Source organism: Paenibacillus sp. FSL P2-0136 (genome assembly GCF_037975325.1).
Taxonomy (GTDB): domain Bacteria; phylum Bacillota; class Bacilli; order Paenibacillales; family Paenibacillaceae; genus Paenibacillus_AQ; species Paenibacillus_AQ silagei.
The window spans coordinates 894,378-912,349 of sequence record NZ_CP150244.1 but is presented as its reverse complement, the minus strand read 5'-3'; the positions used below and the strand labels follow the sequence as shown (position 1 = coordinate 912,349).

General features: G+C 48.3%; 11 protein-coding genes. 2 read left to right on the top strand and 9 right to left on the bottom strand.

What is annotated here, in order from left to right:
* Positions 1-7 precede the first annotated feature (7 nt).
* On the bottom strand, positions 8-6,826 hold the full coding sequence (locus NYE26_RS03760) for a hypothetical protein (protein ID WP_339253966.1): 6,819 nt from the start codon (positions 6,824-6,826) through the stop codon (positions 8-10).
* 53 nt (positions 6,827-6,879) lie between these two features.
* Positions 6,880-8,550, bottom strand: coding sequence for a clostripain-related cysteine peptidase (locus tag NYE26_RS03755; RefSeq protein WP_339253964.1), 1,671 nt, complete (start codon positions 8,548-8,550; stop codon positions 6,880-6,882).
* Between the two features lie 263 nt (positions 8,551-8,813).
* On the opposite strand from NYE26_RS03755, the gene NYE26_RS03750 reads away from it, so the two are divergent.
* Positions 8,814-9,791: a tRNA-dihydrouridine synthase gene (locus NYE26_RS03750; RefSeq protein ID WP_339253962.1), complete on the top strand. Its 978-nt coding sequence runs from the start codon at positions 8,814-8,816 to the stop codon at positions 9,789-9,791.
* A 143-nt stretch (positions 9,792-9,934) separates the two neighbouring features.
* Here NYE26_RS03750 and groL read toward each other — a convergent pair whose 3' ends face one another.
* The 7 genes from groL to NYE26_RS03715 form a co-directional block, all read right to left on the bottom strand.
* Entirely contained in the window at positions 9,935-11,569 is a 1,635-nt protein-coding gene (gene groL / locus NYE26_RS03745) for a chaperonin GroEL (protein ID WP_036723193.1), read from the bottom strand.
* 68 nt (positions 11,570-11,637) lie between these two features.
* On the bottom strand, positions 11,638-11,919 hold the full coding sequence (groES, locus tag NYE26_RS03740) for a co-chaperone GroES (RefSeq protein WP_036723192.1): 282 nt from the start codon (positions 11,917-11,919) through the stop codon (positions 11,638-11,640).
* Positions 11,920-12,243: 324 nt separating this feature from the next.
* Entirely contained in the window at positions 12,244-13,008 is a 765-nt protein-coding gene (tatC, locus tag NYE26_RS03735; RefSeq protein WP_339253960.1) for a twin-arginine translocase subunit TatC, read from the bottom strand.
* A 103-nt stretch (positions 13,009-13,111) separates the two neighbouring features.
* Positions 13,112-13,354, bottom strand: a complete 243-nt coding sequence (gene tatA / locus NYE26_RS03730) for a twin-arginine translocase TatA/TatE family subunit (protein ID WP_036723189.1) — start codon at positions 13,352-13,354, stop codon at positions 13,112-13,114.
* A 131-nt stretch (positions 13,355-13,485) separates the two neighbouring features.
* Positions 13,486-13,971: a MogA/MoaB family molybdenum cofactor biosynthesis protein gene (locus tag NYE26_RS03725; protein ID WP_036693720.1), complete on the bottom strand. Its 486-nt coding sequence runs from the start codon at positions 13,969-13,971 to the stop codon at positions 13,486-13,488.
* 91 nt (positions 13,972-14,062) lie between these two features.
* Entirely contained in the window at positions 14,063-14,539 is a 477-nt protein-coding gene (moaC, locus tag NYE26_RS03720; protein ID WP_036723188.1) for a cyclic pyranopterin monophosphate synthase MoaC, read from the bottom strand.
* On the bottom strand, positions 14,530-15,192 hold the full coding sequence (locus tag NYE26_RS03715; protein WP_339253958.1) for a 5-formyltetrahydrofolate cyclo-ligase: 663 nt from the start codon (positions 15,190-15,192) through the stop codon (positions 14,530-14,532). Before NYE26_RS03715 ends, moaC begins: the two co-directional genes overlap by 10 nt.
* 216 nt (positions 15,193-15,408) lie before the next feature.
* Here NYE26_RS03715 and NYE26_RS03710 point away from each other — a divergent pair, with 216 nt between their 5' ends.
* Positions 15,409-17,364, top strand: coding sequence for an ABC-F family ATP-binding cassette domain-containing protein (locus NYE26_RS03710; protein ID WP_036723187.1), 1,956 nt, complete (start codon positions 15,409-15,411; stop codon positions 17,362-17,364).
* Positions 17,365-17,972: the final 608 nt, after the last annotated feature.

Here is a 17,972-nt window from a genome sequence, read left to right as displayed (position 1 = left end):
TCATTGCCTATTTCCCTCCTTGATTTGAGACATATACATGAATGTTGAAATAGTCGCGTTTATCCGTTTGGATATATACGGTGTACCAGCCGCTCGTAACCTTATCGAGGGTATACACTCCGCTTTTCTCCCGAAGGACCGTTCCTTTTGTTTTCATCTGACCTTGTGTTAAGACACCTTTTTCATAACGTGCATACGAGATCCCGGAAAAATTTTTCAATGAGATTTCAACTTTGTTGCCAAGAACCGACGCAGCATTGGAACTGTCTGGCATCACGCCGTTCACAAGGGCTATGGTGTCATACAGACCTACCAGGCGAACGGTTCGGCGAATAGTGGTCTGATTCCCTGCATCATCTCTTACCGTATAGTCGATATAGTACGGGTTCGAGCGGACAAATTCATTTGCCGAGATGTTGTCAGGGTTAAACACCCGTCCGCCTGATCCATAGCTTATGGTGACCCGGTTCGTCAGGTCCACCTTTTTACCCGCAACCATATCCCATGCTTCGAAGTCTAGAAGCTTGGACTTGTCATAGGCAATGGAGGCATCTTTTTTAGGCGTCATGCCTTCGATGAAGATTAGCTCTTCCCCATTTTTAAGTTTTAGCTCTGGAGATGTTTTATCGATTAGACCAATGTCGACACCATACGAGGTATAGGTCCCTGTTCTTCCTTCAAGGTTAAAATTGTAAAGTCCATTTTCTCTATAGTTCATTGACTTCTCTTGTTCCCAAGGATCGTTTCCGCCCACGAGTTTAGCATCTTTATCCGTGATTACCGTGACATTCACATTCTGGTTTGTTGCCGGGTTCTTGTCGATTCCCACAACATATCCTTCTTCTTTTCCAGAGGTGTCCACACCAACAACAATCTTGTTTTGATGATCCTTTTCCACCCATTCGCCGCTTTGGTTCTTTTCGAGATATTTGTATGTCCAGCGGACTTCCTTAACCCTTGGGCCGCCCACTTCAATGCCTTCAACCGTTACGAGAATTTTTTGCGTGATGCCTGTTTGGTCCCTAACTTGAAAGACGTGCTCTCCGTTAGTTTTAACGTTGATTACTGCCTCTTTATAGGACAGGGCATCGCCGGACTCGTCCTTCACTTCAGTCAGAAGTGCATGTTCATATCCACGATAAGAAACGGTAAGGTCTGTTAGTTTTCTAAGAATGTCCAGCGGAACGCCGTCACTGTCACGGATTTGGTCAAAGGTTACATTCACGCTCAGCTTATCTTCAGCTAATGTGGCAGTGGCTTTGATTTGCGGCGGTGTGGACACAATATTCGATATGGTAATCACTTCCTGTCCTTCGTTGCCATAGTCGTCAACAAAGAACATGGACACTGTACCATTTTTTCTAAAGCGAACAGCTTTTGTGCCGGGGATATGGACGATATCGTTGGCAGTTAGGCTTCCGGTAGGTTCTACACCAGTGACTGTAATCGTTTTGATATCCTTGCTGAACTGGGTCAACTCCACATTCACGCTTTGTGCAGTAATGGTGGCTGGAGGCGTGCTGTAAGTCCTTGCGATTGCAGTAGGCGCTACCTTGTTAATGTTTGGGACGGTGATCGGAGTCGTCCAACGGTTTCCAGCGTAGTCATAGGCTGTCACATTGTAAATTCCTGAGCTGTCCAGTTCAACGACATATTCATTCTCAAGCGGCTCCCCTTTGAAGGGATACACCACATCGCCTTTCTTCACCTCTGCGAATGCGATTTCACCTGAATCATCCGTTAAAGTGATCGTTGCAAAGATATTTTTGTTGGTCTTGGCCGTATTCGATAACACATAGGATGTTTGTCCAATGGTGTTGTCAAACTGGTTATAGCGAACTGTATGAGAACCTGTGTTGCCCGAATGATCCTTAAACTCAAATGTGAATGTGTTATTATCCTCAGTTAGAGTCCTTGAGAATGCTGCGTTGTTGTTAGTCATAGAAAGAGTTTTTCCGCCTCCGGTAAACTTGAGCGTTGCCATAACCCTTCTATAGGCTTTTCCTTCTGTGATTGGAACCCAGTTCCCAAGATAGTTCTCGTAGCTGTATTCCACCGTGTAGTGCTTGTCTTGCGTAATTGGCGTTTTATCAATATTCGAGACTGTTACCGGCAGTACCGTTGCTATTCCGGCTTTGTTTGTCACTTTGAAATATACCGTTGCATTCTGCTCGAAGGTTTCGGTATGCGAAACAACAGAGTCAATGGGGCTGAAGCTTATGCCGTCATACGAACGTTCCAGTTTTAATATCCCGCTTTCCGGGTCATAGACAGACAGTGTTGCGGTAACATTTTGGTTGGTTGGCTCCGTGCTTGAATAGTCCACCTTGGCAACAGGTGCAGTTTCATCAACCACAGTAATGGCAACATATTCAGCTTCCATCCGGTCAGCTTCCATACCTTCTGCCGTGTATGACTCGAAATAAGCTGATTTTGTTGTTTTGCCGTCTCTTAGCGCTTCAAATACCAGCTTCGAATAAGCTGTTCTTCCTTCTTCTTCTGTAAATGAAGGGTCAGGAACACTTAGCTCTGTACTCAGTTCTAATCCGGATAACACAGCATTTTCAACAAAGAAATATTGTCCGGAATACTTTGGATCCGGAACGACAACATAATACAGCTTATCGCCCAGGTTATAGGATATAAACCCGCCGTTTTGGATCGTTTGACCATTTTTCTCTACATGACCTGAAATATCAAATCCTGTAACGAAATTAACATCAGGCGTGAATTCTAGAACGCTATCCCTTCCAACCTCGTCCTGAATATAGAGGCTGATTGTATTATTGTTTTGAATTACAACCTCGTAGTCCATTACGTAGTCAGCCGATGTTGTTAGAAGTCCTGTATACAGAAGGTTCGACCTTGCCATTTCACCCACAACATCACCCTCTACAGGTGCGTTAGGCATCACGGTGACTGGAACGTTAAAATAAACGCTAACCGTTGCGGTGGTTTTTGTTGTTGCAGGGTTTGCGCTGACACTTACAATGGATGCCTCCGCGTCAACCAGGTCTAGTTTTGAGTCAAAGAACACTTTTTCAGTCACATTTCCTGCGGTGTCGACGGCTTTGACCCCGATGGCATAGCTTCCACTAAGCCCCTTCAACTCAATGGAGTAGGTTCTCTGTTTGTTGCCTTCGCTATTAATGATTACCGGACTACTCTGCATTTCCACGGATGGGTTTGATTGAAACAATGCATAGTCCGCTTCGGTTAGAATATGGTTGTCTGCCGGGTCTTGAATAAGCGCGAATGAAACGGTTGTATCGTTCTTGTCTGACACTTCAACGGTAATCACACCATCTTGTCTTGCTCCTTTGGTCACGATGTTACTTGAAGCAAGCGCAGAGGGAGCTGACCGGTCAATGTTAGATACGGAAATAGGAACCAGAACATGATTTCCAAGCTCGTCAGACAGGGTCAGGTTTGTTGATATATTTTCACTTACCGTTACTGTGAATGCACCGTCTGTATATGGAGAAACCGTGATTTTGTCTGCATCCTCTGGTGCAACTGTCAGTTTGCTAATCCCTGTCCCAGCATCACTTGCGATGATTGTTGCTGTCACGGAGGCGTTGGTTGGCTGAATGGTGCTATAGTCCGGCAATTCAAAGGTTGGTGCCTGGCTATCATAAAGAATGGTGAGCGGCTTTGCTTCTGTTAAAAATTCAGGTTTGTCGTCCGCAGGAGCATTGATGAGTCCAAACTGGAAATAGATAGTGTTGACACCTTCCTGAAGCGGAACCGGTGTGTCGAGTGTAAATGCATAATTCCCGCCGGAATTGTTGCTCGCTGTAAACTCAGGAACTAAAGCGCCGGTATCTGTTGGCATGCCGTCCGTTGTTGCATAATATACCGGGTTTTGATATTTCAATGCGCTATCAGAAGTCCATGCTGCATGCGGTTCATTCAAGACAGCATAGACACTATAGGTTCCATCCGTTGTTGTACCCATTCCGTTTACAGTCTTTGACTCCGTAAATTTCAATGTGTCAATGATCGCAGCTTCTGACCTCATGCCAAAGTAGGGGGAAACCTTCTTGCTCTGTCGTCCATGCGGATCTTGTGCCACAACAACAATGCTGTACGCACCTGATGGAAGTCCTGTTAGAGTCAAGGTCTGATTAACCTGTGCTATATTGTCACTGTCCAGCGTCAGAGTCAGCGGATAGTTGGGCATAGCTTCAATTCTGATCTCTGAGTCTGGCTTAGATAAATAGTAATATGCACTTGCAATTCCACTGCGGTCTGTCACTTTCACGTTAAACTGTTGTGATGATTTGAAATGATCGTGCTGACTTATTGCGGTATATTTAATCTCCGGGGAATAGGCGTCATACGTGTAGACTTGTGAAAATTCAGCAGTGTTACCAGACTGTTTATTTTTCACACGATATTCCAGTATATATTTCCCGTCCATCAAAACTTTGGTTCCGCTAAGATTCGATTTTTCAGCTGCACCAACATCTTGGCTTGATTCATAAACTCTAAAGTTTTGTGTAAAGCTTTTGTCATTGCCAGGAGCAGAAATCCACCGGTAACTCGTTTCAAAGTTTGGATTGCTTACGTCAAAGCTAATGTCAAAATACGGCTTTGGAAGACTGGAATCCTCCGTATGGAGGGTGTCGGCAACATTTCCATTGAACATACTCACAGGCTTTTTATAGTATCTAGAGGCTTGCTCGTTTCTAGAATCGTTTCCAAGTGAGTCTACTGTGAAATAATAGAGCGTTCCCTCAAAGTTGTCCCCTTTTGGAATGGATAGAATGGTAGTTGTGCTGTCACCTTCTGAGTCTACAAATGCCCACAGCCCTTGAGTTGAAGCAATTTCTTTGGAGGCAGGTTTAATTTGATCTATTGGCGTGTCAGGCGGCGCCGCAATTCCGTCTACAAAGGTATAATAAGTCCTTGACCAGCCGTTGTTGCTTTGCTCAAGGTCGTTCATTTCAAAGCGGTATTCATTTCTTTTGCGAAGCTGCGCATCTTGCGGATGTACAGTTTCATGTACGGTCACCCGCGGAGCCAGGTTGTCGATTTTGATATTTTCAATTTCTGCATATCCGGCATCTCCGCCCAACGGATTGTCAGCTTGATCCCATCCATACAGACGAAGCTTGAATTCTCCTTCCGCCCGATCGATTGGACTAAGCTTTATGCTGACTCCATTGATAACCTGCGTGTTAATAGGTGCGGTAACTCTTGTTCTGTTTCCTGTACCGTCAAAGTTTGTTATTCTTGTCACGGCCGGTTCATAGGAATCGCCGGTTTTCTTGTATAGCTCATAATTCAAATAGTTTTGATTCGACTCGTTGTGGGCGACATTTCCGTCTGGATAGAGTGTTTCGCTGGCAACCATATAAAATTCATGCAGCTTTTTGATGTTGTTTTGAATGGAATTTTCCCCCACCAGGTCATTTCCATTTTTATCGGTCACTCTTACAGTTGGTGTTTTTGTGTCCACTTTATGAGTTGAGAAATAAAAACTTTGTGATGTCGGTGATTCTGGAGTTGGATTCTCTAAATAATAGGCCTGAGCGCGCCCCTTTTTCATAAGATAGGTAGATACGTTGTTAAGCTGAAGCCTTATGCCCTCGCTTTCAACTGCGCTAACATCCAGCGGCACTTGTCCGGTAAACTGAAGTTTGCCGTTTGGTTTGCCGTCATTGCCCTGCAGTTTGGTCATGGTAAGGTCGGCAAGCGGTGTTTCCGTACTGTTGCCAAGATATAACACAGGCGTTGCCTGGAAGTTTGTGATGAGCTCCGTTTTAATTTCTTGCGTCATGGCTTTTTTATGAATGGAAACCGCTTCAACTGTGATGTTAACATCTGTAAATTTACGATTCAGATACCGGTTGTCCTGGCTCGGCGAATAGGTAACCGTCTGATTGATATCGGGGTTGCCGAGGTTATATATACTACGATAGAACGTATAAGTTACATCTTTATAATAGTAATTCTCTTGCCCTATCTTTGTTGTTAAATAGGTTTTAACCTCGGGATCTCCTGAGCTTGTATGGGCAAAGGTCCCCCCGAGGCTTTCAGCATTGGTAGACTGGGCAAGCAGCGCCACCCTGTAGGTTAGCGAAATCTCTGCTTTGTTCTGTGCAACCATTTGATCGTGAAGCTTCTTGCGGTCAATATTGAGCTGAAACGTTTTTGTTTTTGTAGGCTCCTCAAATGTTAACCAATCCCTGCCTACAGCGTCGTCCGAAACAGAATAGCTGAATACAGGAGCATCCTCATATTGCATGATGTCATAGTAACCATATTGATCTCTGACATATTTGTTCCACTCTGCATGTTCAGAGCCCGACGAATTCGCATCCAGGTAGAACTCCCCGCCGAGCTCATCAACATAGCCTATATCTGTGAATTTTCTTTTGGTTACGTCCGAAATGTCACGGTAAAGTCTGCCCTGGTCTCTTGTCCAGGAATCTATTTTAATGGTCTGTACCTTAGCCGGATTGGTATTCCCCTCAAGATAGGGAAGATACAAATCCACAGATTTACCGTACCAGTCATCACTGCCCACCAGCCAAAAAACGAGCTCATTCATTCTCCATGGTGGAATATTTTCCATTTTAAAGGTATGTCTTATATCAGACCAAGCGGGAGCTCCGCCAAAATTTGCTGCATAATCAGAGGCTGGTCCAGATTCATAGGTACTCACGCCCATGTAAATATCATCACCTGTTCCGCCGTCATCGTTTCCTCCTGTTTTCACACCAAACTCATAATTGTACTCTGTTGCTACATTCGCATAAACAGGCGTTACTGATGCGAGAAGCGATAGTACCAGCATCAAGCTTAAAATCTTCTTCATAAAATACCTCCTCGTTATAAGACCACATTCTGGACAACGATCAGCCTTTACAGCTAATTTCCGCTGCAAATAGTTTCTATGTATTTTGAGCTAAGACCAATGGCTTGTAGCTCTTGTTTCATTTGATGGGTGAGTTCGATTTTTTGGTTAGGGACATATACAGCTACACCGTTGCGGTGGTTATAGCCTGCTGAATTTCTTACTTCGAAGGAAAGTGCTTGGGCGGCAGCAGTGACTTCTGATGATTGGCCCATAATCTCTATAAGATCATATTGATCGAATATCCCATCGTTTTTGCCTAATAGCTCTGAGCGGTTTGCAAGGTCTGTTAGTGGGCGGTCAAACTCTGCGTGTTCTATGGCCTTAACCAAGGATTCTGCCTGAGACAGCTTCATCATGGACATGGTTGTTTGCATCTTAGCTTCCATCCCCGAATGAAGGGTAAAAGAATCTAAAATTAACCGCCCTATTCTTTCCGTACTGATCTGCGGGTTTCGCTCTAGCGCACCTATCCATGTGGTATAGTACAAGCCTGCTGCGGGGGTTGAATCTTCAGAAGCTATGAGATATTTGCCCTGATCTCTAAGAGCATAGGCAGTTTCAACGGTGCCCATAAGACATGCATCAAAGATGATTAAGTCGAAATACAGATCTGATGAACCGATTGCTTGGGAAAGCTCCGAAACCTTCATCGTTTTTCGTTCGTTTAGCTCGTCTGCACCAAATCCGCCCATTGTACCGTACCCATGATCCCATAGAATCAGGATATAACGCTCACTTGGTGCAACGGTTTTACCCCATACAAGAAAATCCCTTAGTGTCCTAGGGTCTGATGCGGCGGTTTGGATCTGGCTTTCATGCTTTTTAAGTTGTCCATGACTAACCTCAAAGCGTTCGGATGCTCCATCGGCCATATATTTGTTGTGATAGTTTAGCGTTCCGCCTGTTTGGATCAGGATTTTCGTATTTTGGTTTGGCTGACCGCGCAAAATTTCTTCCAGGTCATCAGTTAGCCGGCCTTGCTGTGATTCAAGGTCAGAACCCACTGCATATATTAAAATCGTCGCTCCATTCATTCTTTTATCCTGCTCCCAAAGTGACCTTGCCTCGTTTAAAGCTTGTGTGGTGAACACATTTGTTGCACTAAGGGTTTGACCTAGCGTGGCAAGCTGGTTTTTGGGTCTTGTGTTTAGAACATAGCTGCTTATTTTTGCAAGCGTTCCCCGATTGAATTCGCGTTCTTTGGTAAGGTCTATTCCTAGAACTGTTGAGGCGAAGGAAACCGCAGATCCATAGGTAAAGTCGCCCTTGGTTTCTGAATATCCCAACACCCTTAATACCATTGAACAATATTGGTTAAGCGAGATGGGCCGGTTACCGCCAAAACGATATTCATCAATTCCGTTAACTACACCCTTGGTATAGGCATACGACACGTAGCGGCCTTCCCACCCCGTATCAGTGAATGGATTTTTATAGGTGCTTTTCAGGGCCTCTTCTTCCTTCCCCCACAGCCGCAGCATCATTACAAGGGATTCTGCCCGGGTAGGCACCCGCGACAGTTCATATCCATGCTCCGTTCCACTGAACAATCCCAAGTGGTTAAGTGCTTCTGCATAATTTGAGCTTTGTGCCGCTGCTGTTGCTGATGGAGTTGTTGCAAGAAGAAAGATTAAAAAAATGATAAAACCTCGGATTTTTGTCATCAAGTTCCGGTCTTTCAATTGGAAATCCCCTTCTTTGCTCCTAAATTAGCTGATTAACCCTATCAAGCTACTCTAACATGACAGTTTAACCCCTGTGTGAAAGTTAAAGAAATCTTTAAGTTCTCACTTGCCGCTCGATTTTGGCAGACACCACAAATGTGTCCGTCGCTCACACCATTGATTCTGTGCATCAAACGAAAAATAATGATACTATGTATGATGGGTAATAGACTTCGCTATAGACTATATCGTTTTTATATGTTGCAACAGGAGAAGATAATATGCGTAACGAACCAAACTTTTGGCTGGATTTACCGAAACCGTTTTTTATATTAGCTCCAATGGAAGACGTCACAGATATTGTATTTCGTCACGTCATTAGTGAAGCTGCAAAACCTGACGTATTTTTCACAGAATTCACAAGCGCAGAAAATTATTGTCACCCTGTTGGAAAAGAAAATGTAGGTGGCCGGTTAATGTTCACAGCTGATGAGCAACCGATTGTCGCTCATATTTGGGGCAATAAACCTGCACTTTTTGAACAGATGAGTATTGATATGAAAAAACTTGGTTTTCGTGGTATCGATATAAACATGGGGTGCCCAGCACAAAACGCCGCAGCCAGTGGAAAAGGGGCCGGATTAATACGCCATCCTGAAGTTGCAGCAGAAATTATTCAAGCAGCAAAAGCAGGTGGATTGCCGGTTAGTGTTAAAACAAGATTAGGTTACTCTAAAATTGATGAGTGGCGCGATTGGTTAGGACATATATTGAAACAAGATATTGCGAATCTTTCCATTCACCTTCGTACCAAAAAAGAAAAGAGTAAAGTAGCTGCACACTGGGAACTAATTCCTGAAATAAAAAAATTGCGCGATGAAATTGCCCCAAATACGTTGTTAACCATTAATGGAGATATTCCGGACCGCGCAACAGGATTAAAACTAGTTGAACAATACGGCGTTGATGGTATCATGATTGGCCGCGGCATTTTCACTAATCCATTTGCTTTTGAGAAAGACTCTAAAGAACATAGCGCGAAGGATTTTCTCAATTTACTTCTTTTACAGTTGGATCTTCACGATAAATATTCAACAGAAACCTTGCCACGTTCATTTAGACCCCTTCTTCGCTATTTCAAAATCTATGTTCGTGGATTTAGTGGCGCAGGCGAACTAAGAGACCAATTAATGGAAACCACTTCAACAGACGAAGTGCGTCGTTTAGTAAAACCTCTTTTAGATCAAGAATTAGATTGAAGAATATTAAAGATTTCAGCTACGAAAAAGAGACTTCCCACAAGTTCAATGAACTCATAGGAAGTCTCTTATTTTTGCATCATGTGGTCAAACGGTGTTTCCTTCTCAGGAAACCCTTGATGCATAAGGGTTTGTCACCCTTATTACATCATGCCGCCCATACCGCCCATGCCGCCCATATCTGGCATTCCGCCACCAGCAGCGGCTGGTTCTGGCTTGTCAGCGATAACCGCTTCAGTGGTCAGGAACATAGCAGCTACGGAAGCCGCATTCTGCAGAGCATAACGGGTTACCTTAGCAGGGTCAACGATCCCTGCTTCGAACATGTTAACCCATTCATCGGTAGCAGCGTTGTAGCCGATGCCGATCGCTTCTTTTTTCAGACGGTCCACGATAACGGAACCTTCCTGGCCTGCGTTAGCAGCGATGGTACGAACAGGCTCTTCCAGTGCGCGCAGCACGAGGTTCACACCCGTTCTTTCGTCGCCTTCAGCTACAACAGCAGCTACAGCAGCATATACGTTCACAAGAGCTGTACCCCCACCGGATACGATACCTTCTTCAACCGCAGCGCGGGTTGCGTTCAGGGCATCTTCGATGCGAAGCTTGCGCTCTTTCAATTCAGTTTCAGTAGCAGCACCGACTTTGACAACGGCTACGCCGCCAGCCAATTTAGCCAGACGCTCCTGCAGTTTTTCTTTGTCGAACTCGGAAGTGGTTTCTTCCAGCTGGGAACGGATTTGGCTAACGCGTGCATTGATGTCCGCCTTGTCTCCGCTTCCGTCTACAATTGTAGTGTTTTCTTTGGTTACGCGCACTTGACGGGCGTTACCCAGTTGCTCGATAGAAGTGCTCTTGAGATCCAGTCCAAGCTTCTCAGTGATCACTTGGCCGCCTGTCAGAGCAGCGATATCCTGCAACATAGCTTCACGGCGGTCGCCGAAGCCAGGAGCCTTAACCGCTACAGCATTGAACGTTCCGCGCAGCTTGTTCACGATCAGCATCGCCTGAGCTTCGCCTTCGATGTCTTCAGCGATGATTACCAGCGGACGCGCCTGTTGAACGATCTTCTCCAAGAGTGGAAGAATTTCTTGAGTGCTGCTGATTTTCTTGTCTGTAATCAGGATGTACGGGTTCTCCAGAACGGCTTCCATCTTGTCCGTATCGGTGATCATGTACGGGGAGATGTAACCACGGTCGAACTGCATACCTTCAACCACTTCAAGCTCTGTCAGGAATCCGCGGGATTCTTCAACGGTGATAACGCCGTCCTTGCCCACTTTTTCCATAGCTTCAGCAATCAGTTGGCCCACTTCTTCGTCAGCAGCGGAGATTGCAGCTACTTGTGCGATCGCTTGGGAATCCACAATCGGCTTAGCGATATTCTGCAGTTCAGCGACAGCAGCCTTCACTGCTTTGTCGATCCCTTTACGCATAACCATCGGGTTAGCGCCTGCAGTTACGTTCTTCAGACCTTCGCGGATCATAGCCTGAGCCAGAACCGTTGCAGTTGTAGTACCGTCACCAGCCACATCGTTAGTCTTGGTAGCTACTTCTTTAACGAGCTGTGCGCCCATGTTCTCGAAGGCATCTTCGAGTTCGATTTCCTTGGCGATGGTTACACCGTCATTCGTGATCAGCGGGCTGCCGAATTTCTTCTCCAGTACCACGTTGCGGCCTTTTGGACCCAGTGTAACTTTTACTGCATTTGCCAAAGCGTCAACCCCGCGCAGCATTGCACGGCGAGCATCTTCACTGAACTTAATTTCTTTTGCCATTGTATAGTTAACCTCCTAATATAATTTGTGAATGTATTCTGAATCTGAGTTATGAGAGACGCTTAAGACTAGTCAAGAATAGCGTGAATGTCGCTTTCTTTCATAATCAGATATTCTTTGCCTTCGTATTTGATTTCAGTTCCGGCATATTTCGAGAAAAGCACACGGTCGCCTTCTTTCACTTCCAGCGCTACACGGACTCCGTCTTTCAAAGCTCCGCTGCCTACAGCGATAATAGTACCTTCTTGCGGCTTCTCTTTGGAAGAGTCCGGAAGCACGATCCCGAAAGAAGTGGTTTCCTGTTGCTCGCTTGGTTCTACCAATACGCGTTCACCTAGTGGTTTAATCATGAAAAAATAGCCTCCTTTGAAATTATGTGATTTGCCTTGAAAACATAGATTGAGCTGCGGGGATCTGCCGTCAGGGCGGCAATATAGCGGATCAGCATCTTGATAAGGGATGTTGCTCCGGCTATTCCCGGTTTTTTCGCAGCGTTAGCACTCAACCCTCTGTAGTGCTAACAACAATTTTTATGATACTCAACTTGAAGGCGAATTTCAAGTCCTTTTACGTAAAATCGTATTTGTTTTTGCCAAAATTATGGTTTCAGCGCTTGTCCGTCACACACTCTCCTACATTCTATCCAGCAAGGGGCATATTATGCCCCCTTCCCACTAATCTGCCTTCACATACCGCGACTCCCGCTTAGCGTCCTCAGCCAATTGCCTGCGGTAGACGAATGCGGACAGAAACACACTGAATTCATACAGCACCAGCAGCGGAATCGTCACCAGAAAGTCCGAGATGAAATCAGGCGGTGTAATGACCACAGCAATGAACACAAGCGCGAAATAGGCATAACGGCGCATCTTGCGCAGACGCAGCGGATTCAGCACCCTGAGCTTAGTCAGGAACATGACAATCAGCGGCAGCTCGAAGAGCAGGGCCAGCGGAATCACCAGACTGAACAGGAAATCGAAGTATTCGGCGATGCCGTAGGTCTCCTCAAGCCCCATATTCCGCGTAATCGAAATCGTGAAGGATAAGGCCATAGGGAACACTATGTAATAGGCAAAAGCAATGCCGGCAATAAACAACACAAACACATAAGGCACATAACGCAGGGCAGCGCTCCGCTCCACAGGCCGCAGGCCGGGGCTGATAAACGCCCATAGCTGGTAGACGATAAACGGCACGGAGAAGACCAGCGAGACCGCCATAGCGATCTTCATATACATCCCGATTCCGTCCCAGAAGGAGAACGCATGCAGGACGAAGCCCTGCGCAGCATCGGCGCTGATCAGGTACAGATAGATTGGCTTGGCGACGAATAAGCCGAGCACAAGTCCTGCTACGAACACGATCAGCACGTAGATAAGACGTCTGCGCAGCTCGGTCAGATGATCGACGAGGGACATTTCTTCCGCTTCCAGAGACATGACTGACACCACCCGGATTGACATTTTTTCATCTTCAAAAAAAGGGCGCCGCCCCGGTCTAAAGCAGACCTGGGAAAGACGCCCCTGCGTGGGAACCTTAAAATTATTCCGGCAGACGGCGGTCCTGCGGAAGTTCTGCTGCTGCCGTCTGCGCAGCCGCAGGGGCAACAGTCTCGCTCCGCTTGGCCGCTTCCGGCTCGTTCACAATCTCCCGAGCACCGTCCTTGAATTCACGGAAGGTACGCCCGACTGCCCGCCCCAGCTCAGGAAGCTTATTGGGACCGAAGAGCAGCAATGCCAAGATAACCAACAAGATAATTCCGGGTGTGCCAATACCACCTAACATACCGGTTTCCTCCCATCCTTCTGTCCGTTCATGACAATAGTTAACGATAAAATAATAATACCATAACTTATATCACACATCCATTGTGTATCCTGAACGATTTAGACAAAAGTGAAGAGAGCAGAGTCCGATTACTGACGGTATTGTCCCGTAACCATTAGCAGAGCTTCCGGAAGCTGATCCATAATCGCCGCCAGATTCTCATGTACCCCCTTCGGGGTACCGGGCAGATTGACAATCAGAGTTCTTCCGCGGATGCCGCAGATTCCCCGGAACAGCATAGCTGCGCGGTTCTTCTGCATCACCGTACTGCGCATCGCCTCGGAGAGTCCGGGCACTTCGCGTTCAATGACCCGCCGCGTCGCTTCCGGCGTAACATCGCGGATGGCCAGATCGGTTCCGCCGGTTGTCAGCACCAGATCCGCCTGGAAATAATCCGTAAGCTCAATCAATGCAGCAATAATCTCATCCTGCTCATCAGGCACGATCCGGTATTCAATGATCTCGCCGCCCAGCTCCTCCTCCACCAGCTCCCGAATCACCTGGGCGCTCGTGTCTTCCCGTTCGCCCCTGGCCCCTTTATCGCTGGCCGTCAGGATTGCTGTTTTCCACGCCATAGGTTGTCCCTCCCTCTCTATGTACTATGTATATCCGGCTGCTGAAGCAGCTGCCGCTGCGCCTTCGGCTGTATCCTTCCCTGCTGCTGCTCTATTCTGCTTCCAGCGCGTAATCCCCATTCTTGCCGCCGCTCTTGGACACCAGCATCGTAGGTCCGATAATCATGTCCTTCTGCAGCGCCTTGCACATATCATATACGGTCAGCGCCGCTGCCGATACGGCAGTCAGCGCCTCCATCTCCACCCCGGTCTTACCGGTAGTGCTGACGGTTGCTTCTATATATAGTTCATCTTTGTTGTTATCCATGAAGCGGATATCCACTCCGGTAAGCGGCAGCGGGTGGCACATGGGAATCCAGCTTGCGGTCTGCTTCGCCGCCATGATTCCTGCAACCTGAGCTACCGCTAGCACATCGCCCTTGCGGACCGTTCCCGCCTTAATGGCGCTCAGCGTCTCCGGGGCCATATGCACCTGGCTTCTGGCTGCCGCTGTCCGCCTGGTAACCTCCTTGTCGCTCACATCCACCATGCGGGCTCTGCCCTGCTCGTTGAAATGAGTTAATTCCATGCAGCCCTCTCCTTCCGGCAATCCCAGATGCCGTTCTCCGTAATCAGCAGATCCATTAAGGCATCATGCTCCTCAAGCGGTACTTCCGGTACCAGCTGGAGGCCGTAGGCCAGACCAATCCACATAGGCTTGGCAGCCGTACCGGGGACTCCTGCCTCCAATGCGGTGTGCAGGCGGTCATAATATCCTCGTCCGTAACCGAGGCGTCCGCCCCGCCGGTCAAAGGCCAGTCCGGGCACGAAGATAACCTCCGGGCAGCCGGTTCCACGTCCTGCTTGTGCGAGGGCTCCGGCAAGAGCAGCACTCCCGGCCGGCGGCTCCATGATCCCGTAGGTTCCAGGGACAAGCTCATCCCAGGAGCTTACCTGGTGAAGGCTTAAGTCCCCGCTCTCCCCGTTAACGCGGGGAAGCAGCACCTTATGCTCTTCCGCCCATGCCGCCGTAAGAAGCGGACGGCAGTCCAGCTCGGAGCGAAACGGCGCATACGCAAGCAGTGAAGCTGCGCCTTCCTGTGAGAACCAGCTCCAGGCATGGGCGCACACCCGGGCGGATAACAGCTCCCGCTGCTCCATGGGCAAGGCATCGCGGAGCGCGGTATTCCCGGTGCGAAGCTCGCGCTTCCGCCCGGCAAGCTGCATGCTGTGCTCCTGCATAGGCAGCCTCCTCCTTCACTTGTTCCTAGCTTATCATAGTTTGTAAGCTCAGTTTACCACTCTTCTCACCGGTTCGCCAAGGTTGATTCATTCCCCTTGTTAGAAGAATGAACCTCGCATGCCCCACCTTTTTCATGTAAACTGGAGAATAAGATTAGACAATCGCCTGGGCGCAAGCCGCCGGGGCCAATTTGCAAGGGCGGAGGTTTCATCAGAATGCTTCTTCAAGCGACAGGAATTACGAAATCATACGGTATACAAAGCGTGCTGGACGGCATTAGCCTAATGGTGAACGAGAGGGAGAGAGTCGGGCTGGTTGGCGTCAACGGAGCAGGCAAATCGACCTTTCTGCAGATTCTCGCGGGTGAGATGTCTTATGACAGCGGACAAATTCATAAGTCTAAAGAGACTACGATTGGCTATTTGGCCCAGAACAGCGGCCTGCAGTCGGATAACACCATACAGGAAGAGATGCTCGCGGTATTTGCGCCGCTGCTGGAGGCAGAGGCCGAGCTGCGGCAGCTGGAGACCGATATCGCCGATCCGGCACTTGCCGAAGATCCGAAGCGTTATGAGGATCTGCTGGAGCGCTATGCCAGACGCTCCGACTGGTTCAAGGATCACGGCGGCTATGAGATCAATACGCGTATCCGCAGCGTGCTGCACGGGATGGGCTTTGGAGAGTTCGCACCGGATACTCCGATCTCAACGTTAAGCGGAGGCCAGAAGACACGTCTGGCACTGGCCCGCATTCTGCTTCAAGCCCCTGATCTGCTCATGCTCGATGAGCCGACTAACCATCTGGACATCGAGACGCTCACCTGGCTGGAGGATTATCTGCGCGGCTACGCCGGCGGCATCCTGGTCGTATCCCATGACCGATATTTCCTTGACCGCCTGGTGACGACCATTGTGGAGATCGAGCGGCACCAATCGCGCAGATACACAGGCAACTACAGCCGTTATATGGAGCTGAAGGCTGCGGAATACGAGATTCGTATGAAGCAGTATGAGAAGCAGCAGGACGAAATTTCACGGATGGAGGATTTCGTGCAGCGCAACATTGTCCGGGCCTCCACCACCAAGCGGGCACAGAGCCGCCGCAAGGCGCTCGACAAGATGGAGCGTATCGACAAGCCCCTGGGCGACCTGAAGAAGGCCAGCTTCTCCTTCGAGCCTGACTTCATGTCCGGCAAGGAAGTGCTGCAGGTCCGGGAGGTCGCAGTCTCTTTCAGTCCTGAGGCTGCACCGCTCTTCCGCAATGCCTCCTTCGAGCTGCGGCGCGGCGAGACAGCGGCGCTGATCGGACCAAACGGGATCGGGAAGTCCACACTGCTGCAATGCATGACCGGCACCCGCGAGCCTTCCCGCGGAACCGTGAACTGGGGAACCAAGGTGAAGATCGCCTACTACGACCAGGAGCAGACCCGGCTGAATCCGCGCAATACTGTGCTGGAGGAGCTGTGGAGTGAATATCCGATGCTGGAGGAGGCCAGAATCCGTACGATTCTCGGCAACTTCCTGTTCAGCGGCGAGGATGTACTTAAGAAGGTAGCTGCGCTGAGCGGCGGCGAGAAGGCCCGGGTGGCCCTGTCCAAGCTAATGCTTCGCGGAGCCAATATGCTGATTCTCGATGAGCCTACCAACCATTTGGATCTCGTCAGCCGTGAGGTGCTCGAATCGGCCCTGATCGATTTTGAAGGCACATTGCTGTTCATTTCCCATGACCGTTATTTCCTCAACAAGATGGCTGAACGGGTACTGGAGCTGCACCCGGACGGAATTGATCAGTATTTGGGCAATTATGACGACTATATCGAGAAAAAGCTCGAGCTCAAGGCGATTGCCGAAGAGGAAGCCGAGCTTGCCGCCGCCAAGTCCTCCCGCAGTGCCGACAACGAAGCGGTATCCGCCGAGAAAGGAAGCTCCCTCTCCTATGAGGCGGAGAAGCAGGCCAAACGCGAGGAGCGGAACCGCCAGCGCCGCATCTCCGAACTGGAGGAGAATATCGCGAAGCTGGAGGAAGCCATCGCGGGGATTGAGCATGAAATGACTAAGCCTGAGGTGTATCAGGATTATATGGCGCTTCAGGAGCATGAAAGTGAGCTTAAGGACAAAAAACGCGAGCTGGGAGATTTATTTAGCGAATGGGAGAAACTGGCTGAGGAATAATGTAAAGGCGCATCAAAAAAAATTTTAACAGTTTCCAATTTGTTCAAATCTAGTTATCCACAGGCTCATCCACAGTTTCCGTGCATAACTATCGTCTAAAATTAGCCCTTCGGGGCTTTTTTCATGCGTAAAATGGCTACTTTGCTTGTCAAGGACTTTTTATCCACCGAATTATCCACATTATCCACAATTCTCACAATTTTGTTTCATAGCATAACCTCCTGTTTATGGTGCTCGCAAAAAAGGCGTTATTGCTGATTTTACACGGTTTTTACACAACTCGTGCGGAATATGTGGATAACGTTGTCCACAGGTTGACAAATGCCGCAAGTGGCAAAAATCATGTTAGGTTTAGGCGATATGTACGTTCACTTGTGCGCCATCCGGCACACTCCCAGGCAACGCCGAATGTGGTCGGTTTTTCGATTACATTTGGCTCGCGCACCCTCATCCGGCGCATTGTGGTCGGTTTTTCGACTACATTCGGCCATACGCCGCTTTGCTAGCCCCTGACAGCAAAAATGCCCCTGCCGATGTTGGTGACATGGCAGAGGCATCCGGTCCTTGAAAAGCGTTGAACCCGCGCCGGTAACTTCGCTCTGTTCTTG

What these genes read in the sequence shown, in the direction of transcription:
- NYE26_RS03760 (WP_339253966.1), bottom strand. Translation starts at nt 6,826, where the DNA reads ATGAAGAAGATTTTAAGCTTGATGCTGGTACTATCGCTTCTCGCATCA.
- NYE26_RS03750 (WP_339253962.1), top strand. Translation starts at nt 8,814, where the DNA reads ATGCGTAACGAACCAAACTTTTGGCTGGATTTACCGAAACCGTTTTTT.
- groL (WP_036723193.1), bottom strand. Translation starts at nt 11,569, where the DNA reads ATGGCAAAAGAAATTAAGTTCAGTGAAGATGCTCGCCGTGCAATGCTG.
- groES (WP_036723192.1), bottom strand. Translation starts at nt 11,919, where the DNA reads ATGATTAAACCACTAGGTGAACGCGTATTGGTAGAACCAAGCGAGCAA.
- tatC (WP_339253960.1), bottom strand. Translation starts at nt 13,008, where the DNA reads ATGTCTCTGGAAGCGGAAGAAATGTCCCTCGTCGATCATCTGACCGAG.
- tatA (WP_036723189.1), bottom strand. Translation starts at nt 13,354, where the DNA reads ATGTTAGGTGGTATTGGCACACCCGGAATTATCTTGTTGGTTATCTTG.
- NYE26_RS03725 (WP_036693720.1), bottom strand. Translation starts at nt 13,971, where the DNA reads ATGGCGTGGAAAACAGCAATCCTGACGGCCAGCGATAAAGGGGCCAGG.
- moaC (WP_036723188.1), bottom strand. Translation starts at nt 14,539, where the DNA reads ATGGAATTAACTCATTTCAACGAGCAGGGCAGAGCCCGCATGGTGGAT.
- NYE26_RS03715 (WP_339253958.1), bottom strand. Translation starts at nt 15,192, where the DNA reads ATGCAGGAGCACAGCATGCAGCTTGCCGGGCGGAAGCGCGAGCTTCGC.
- NYE26_RS03710 (WP_036723187.1), top strand. Translation starts at nt 15,409, where the DNA reads ATGCTTCTTCAAGCGACAGGAATTACGAAATCATACGGTATACAAAGC.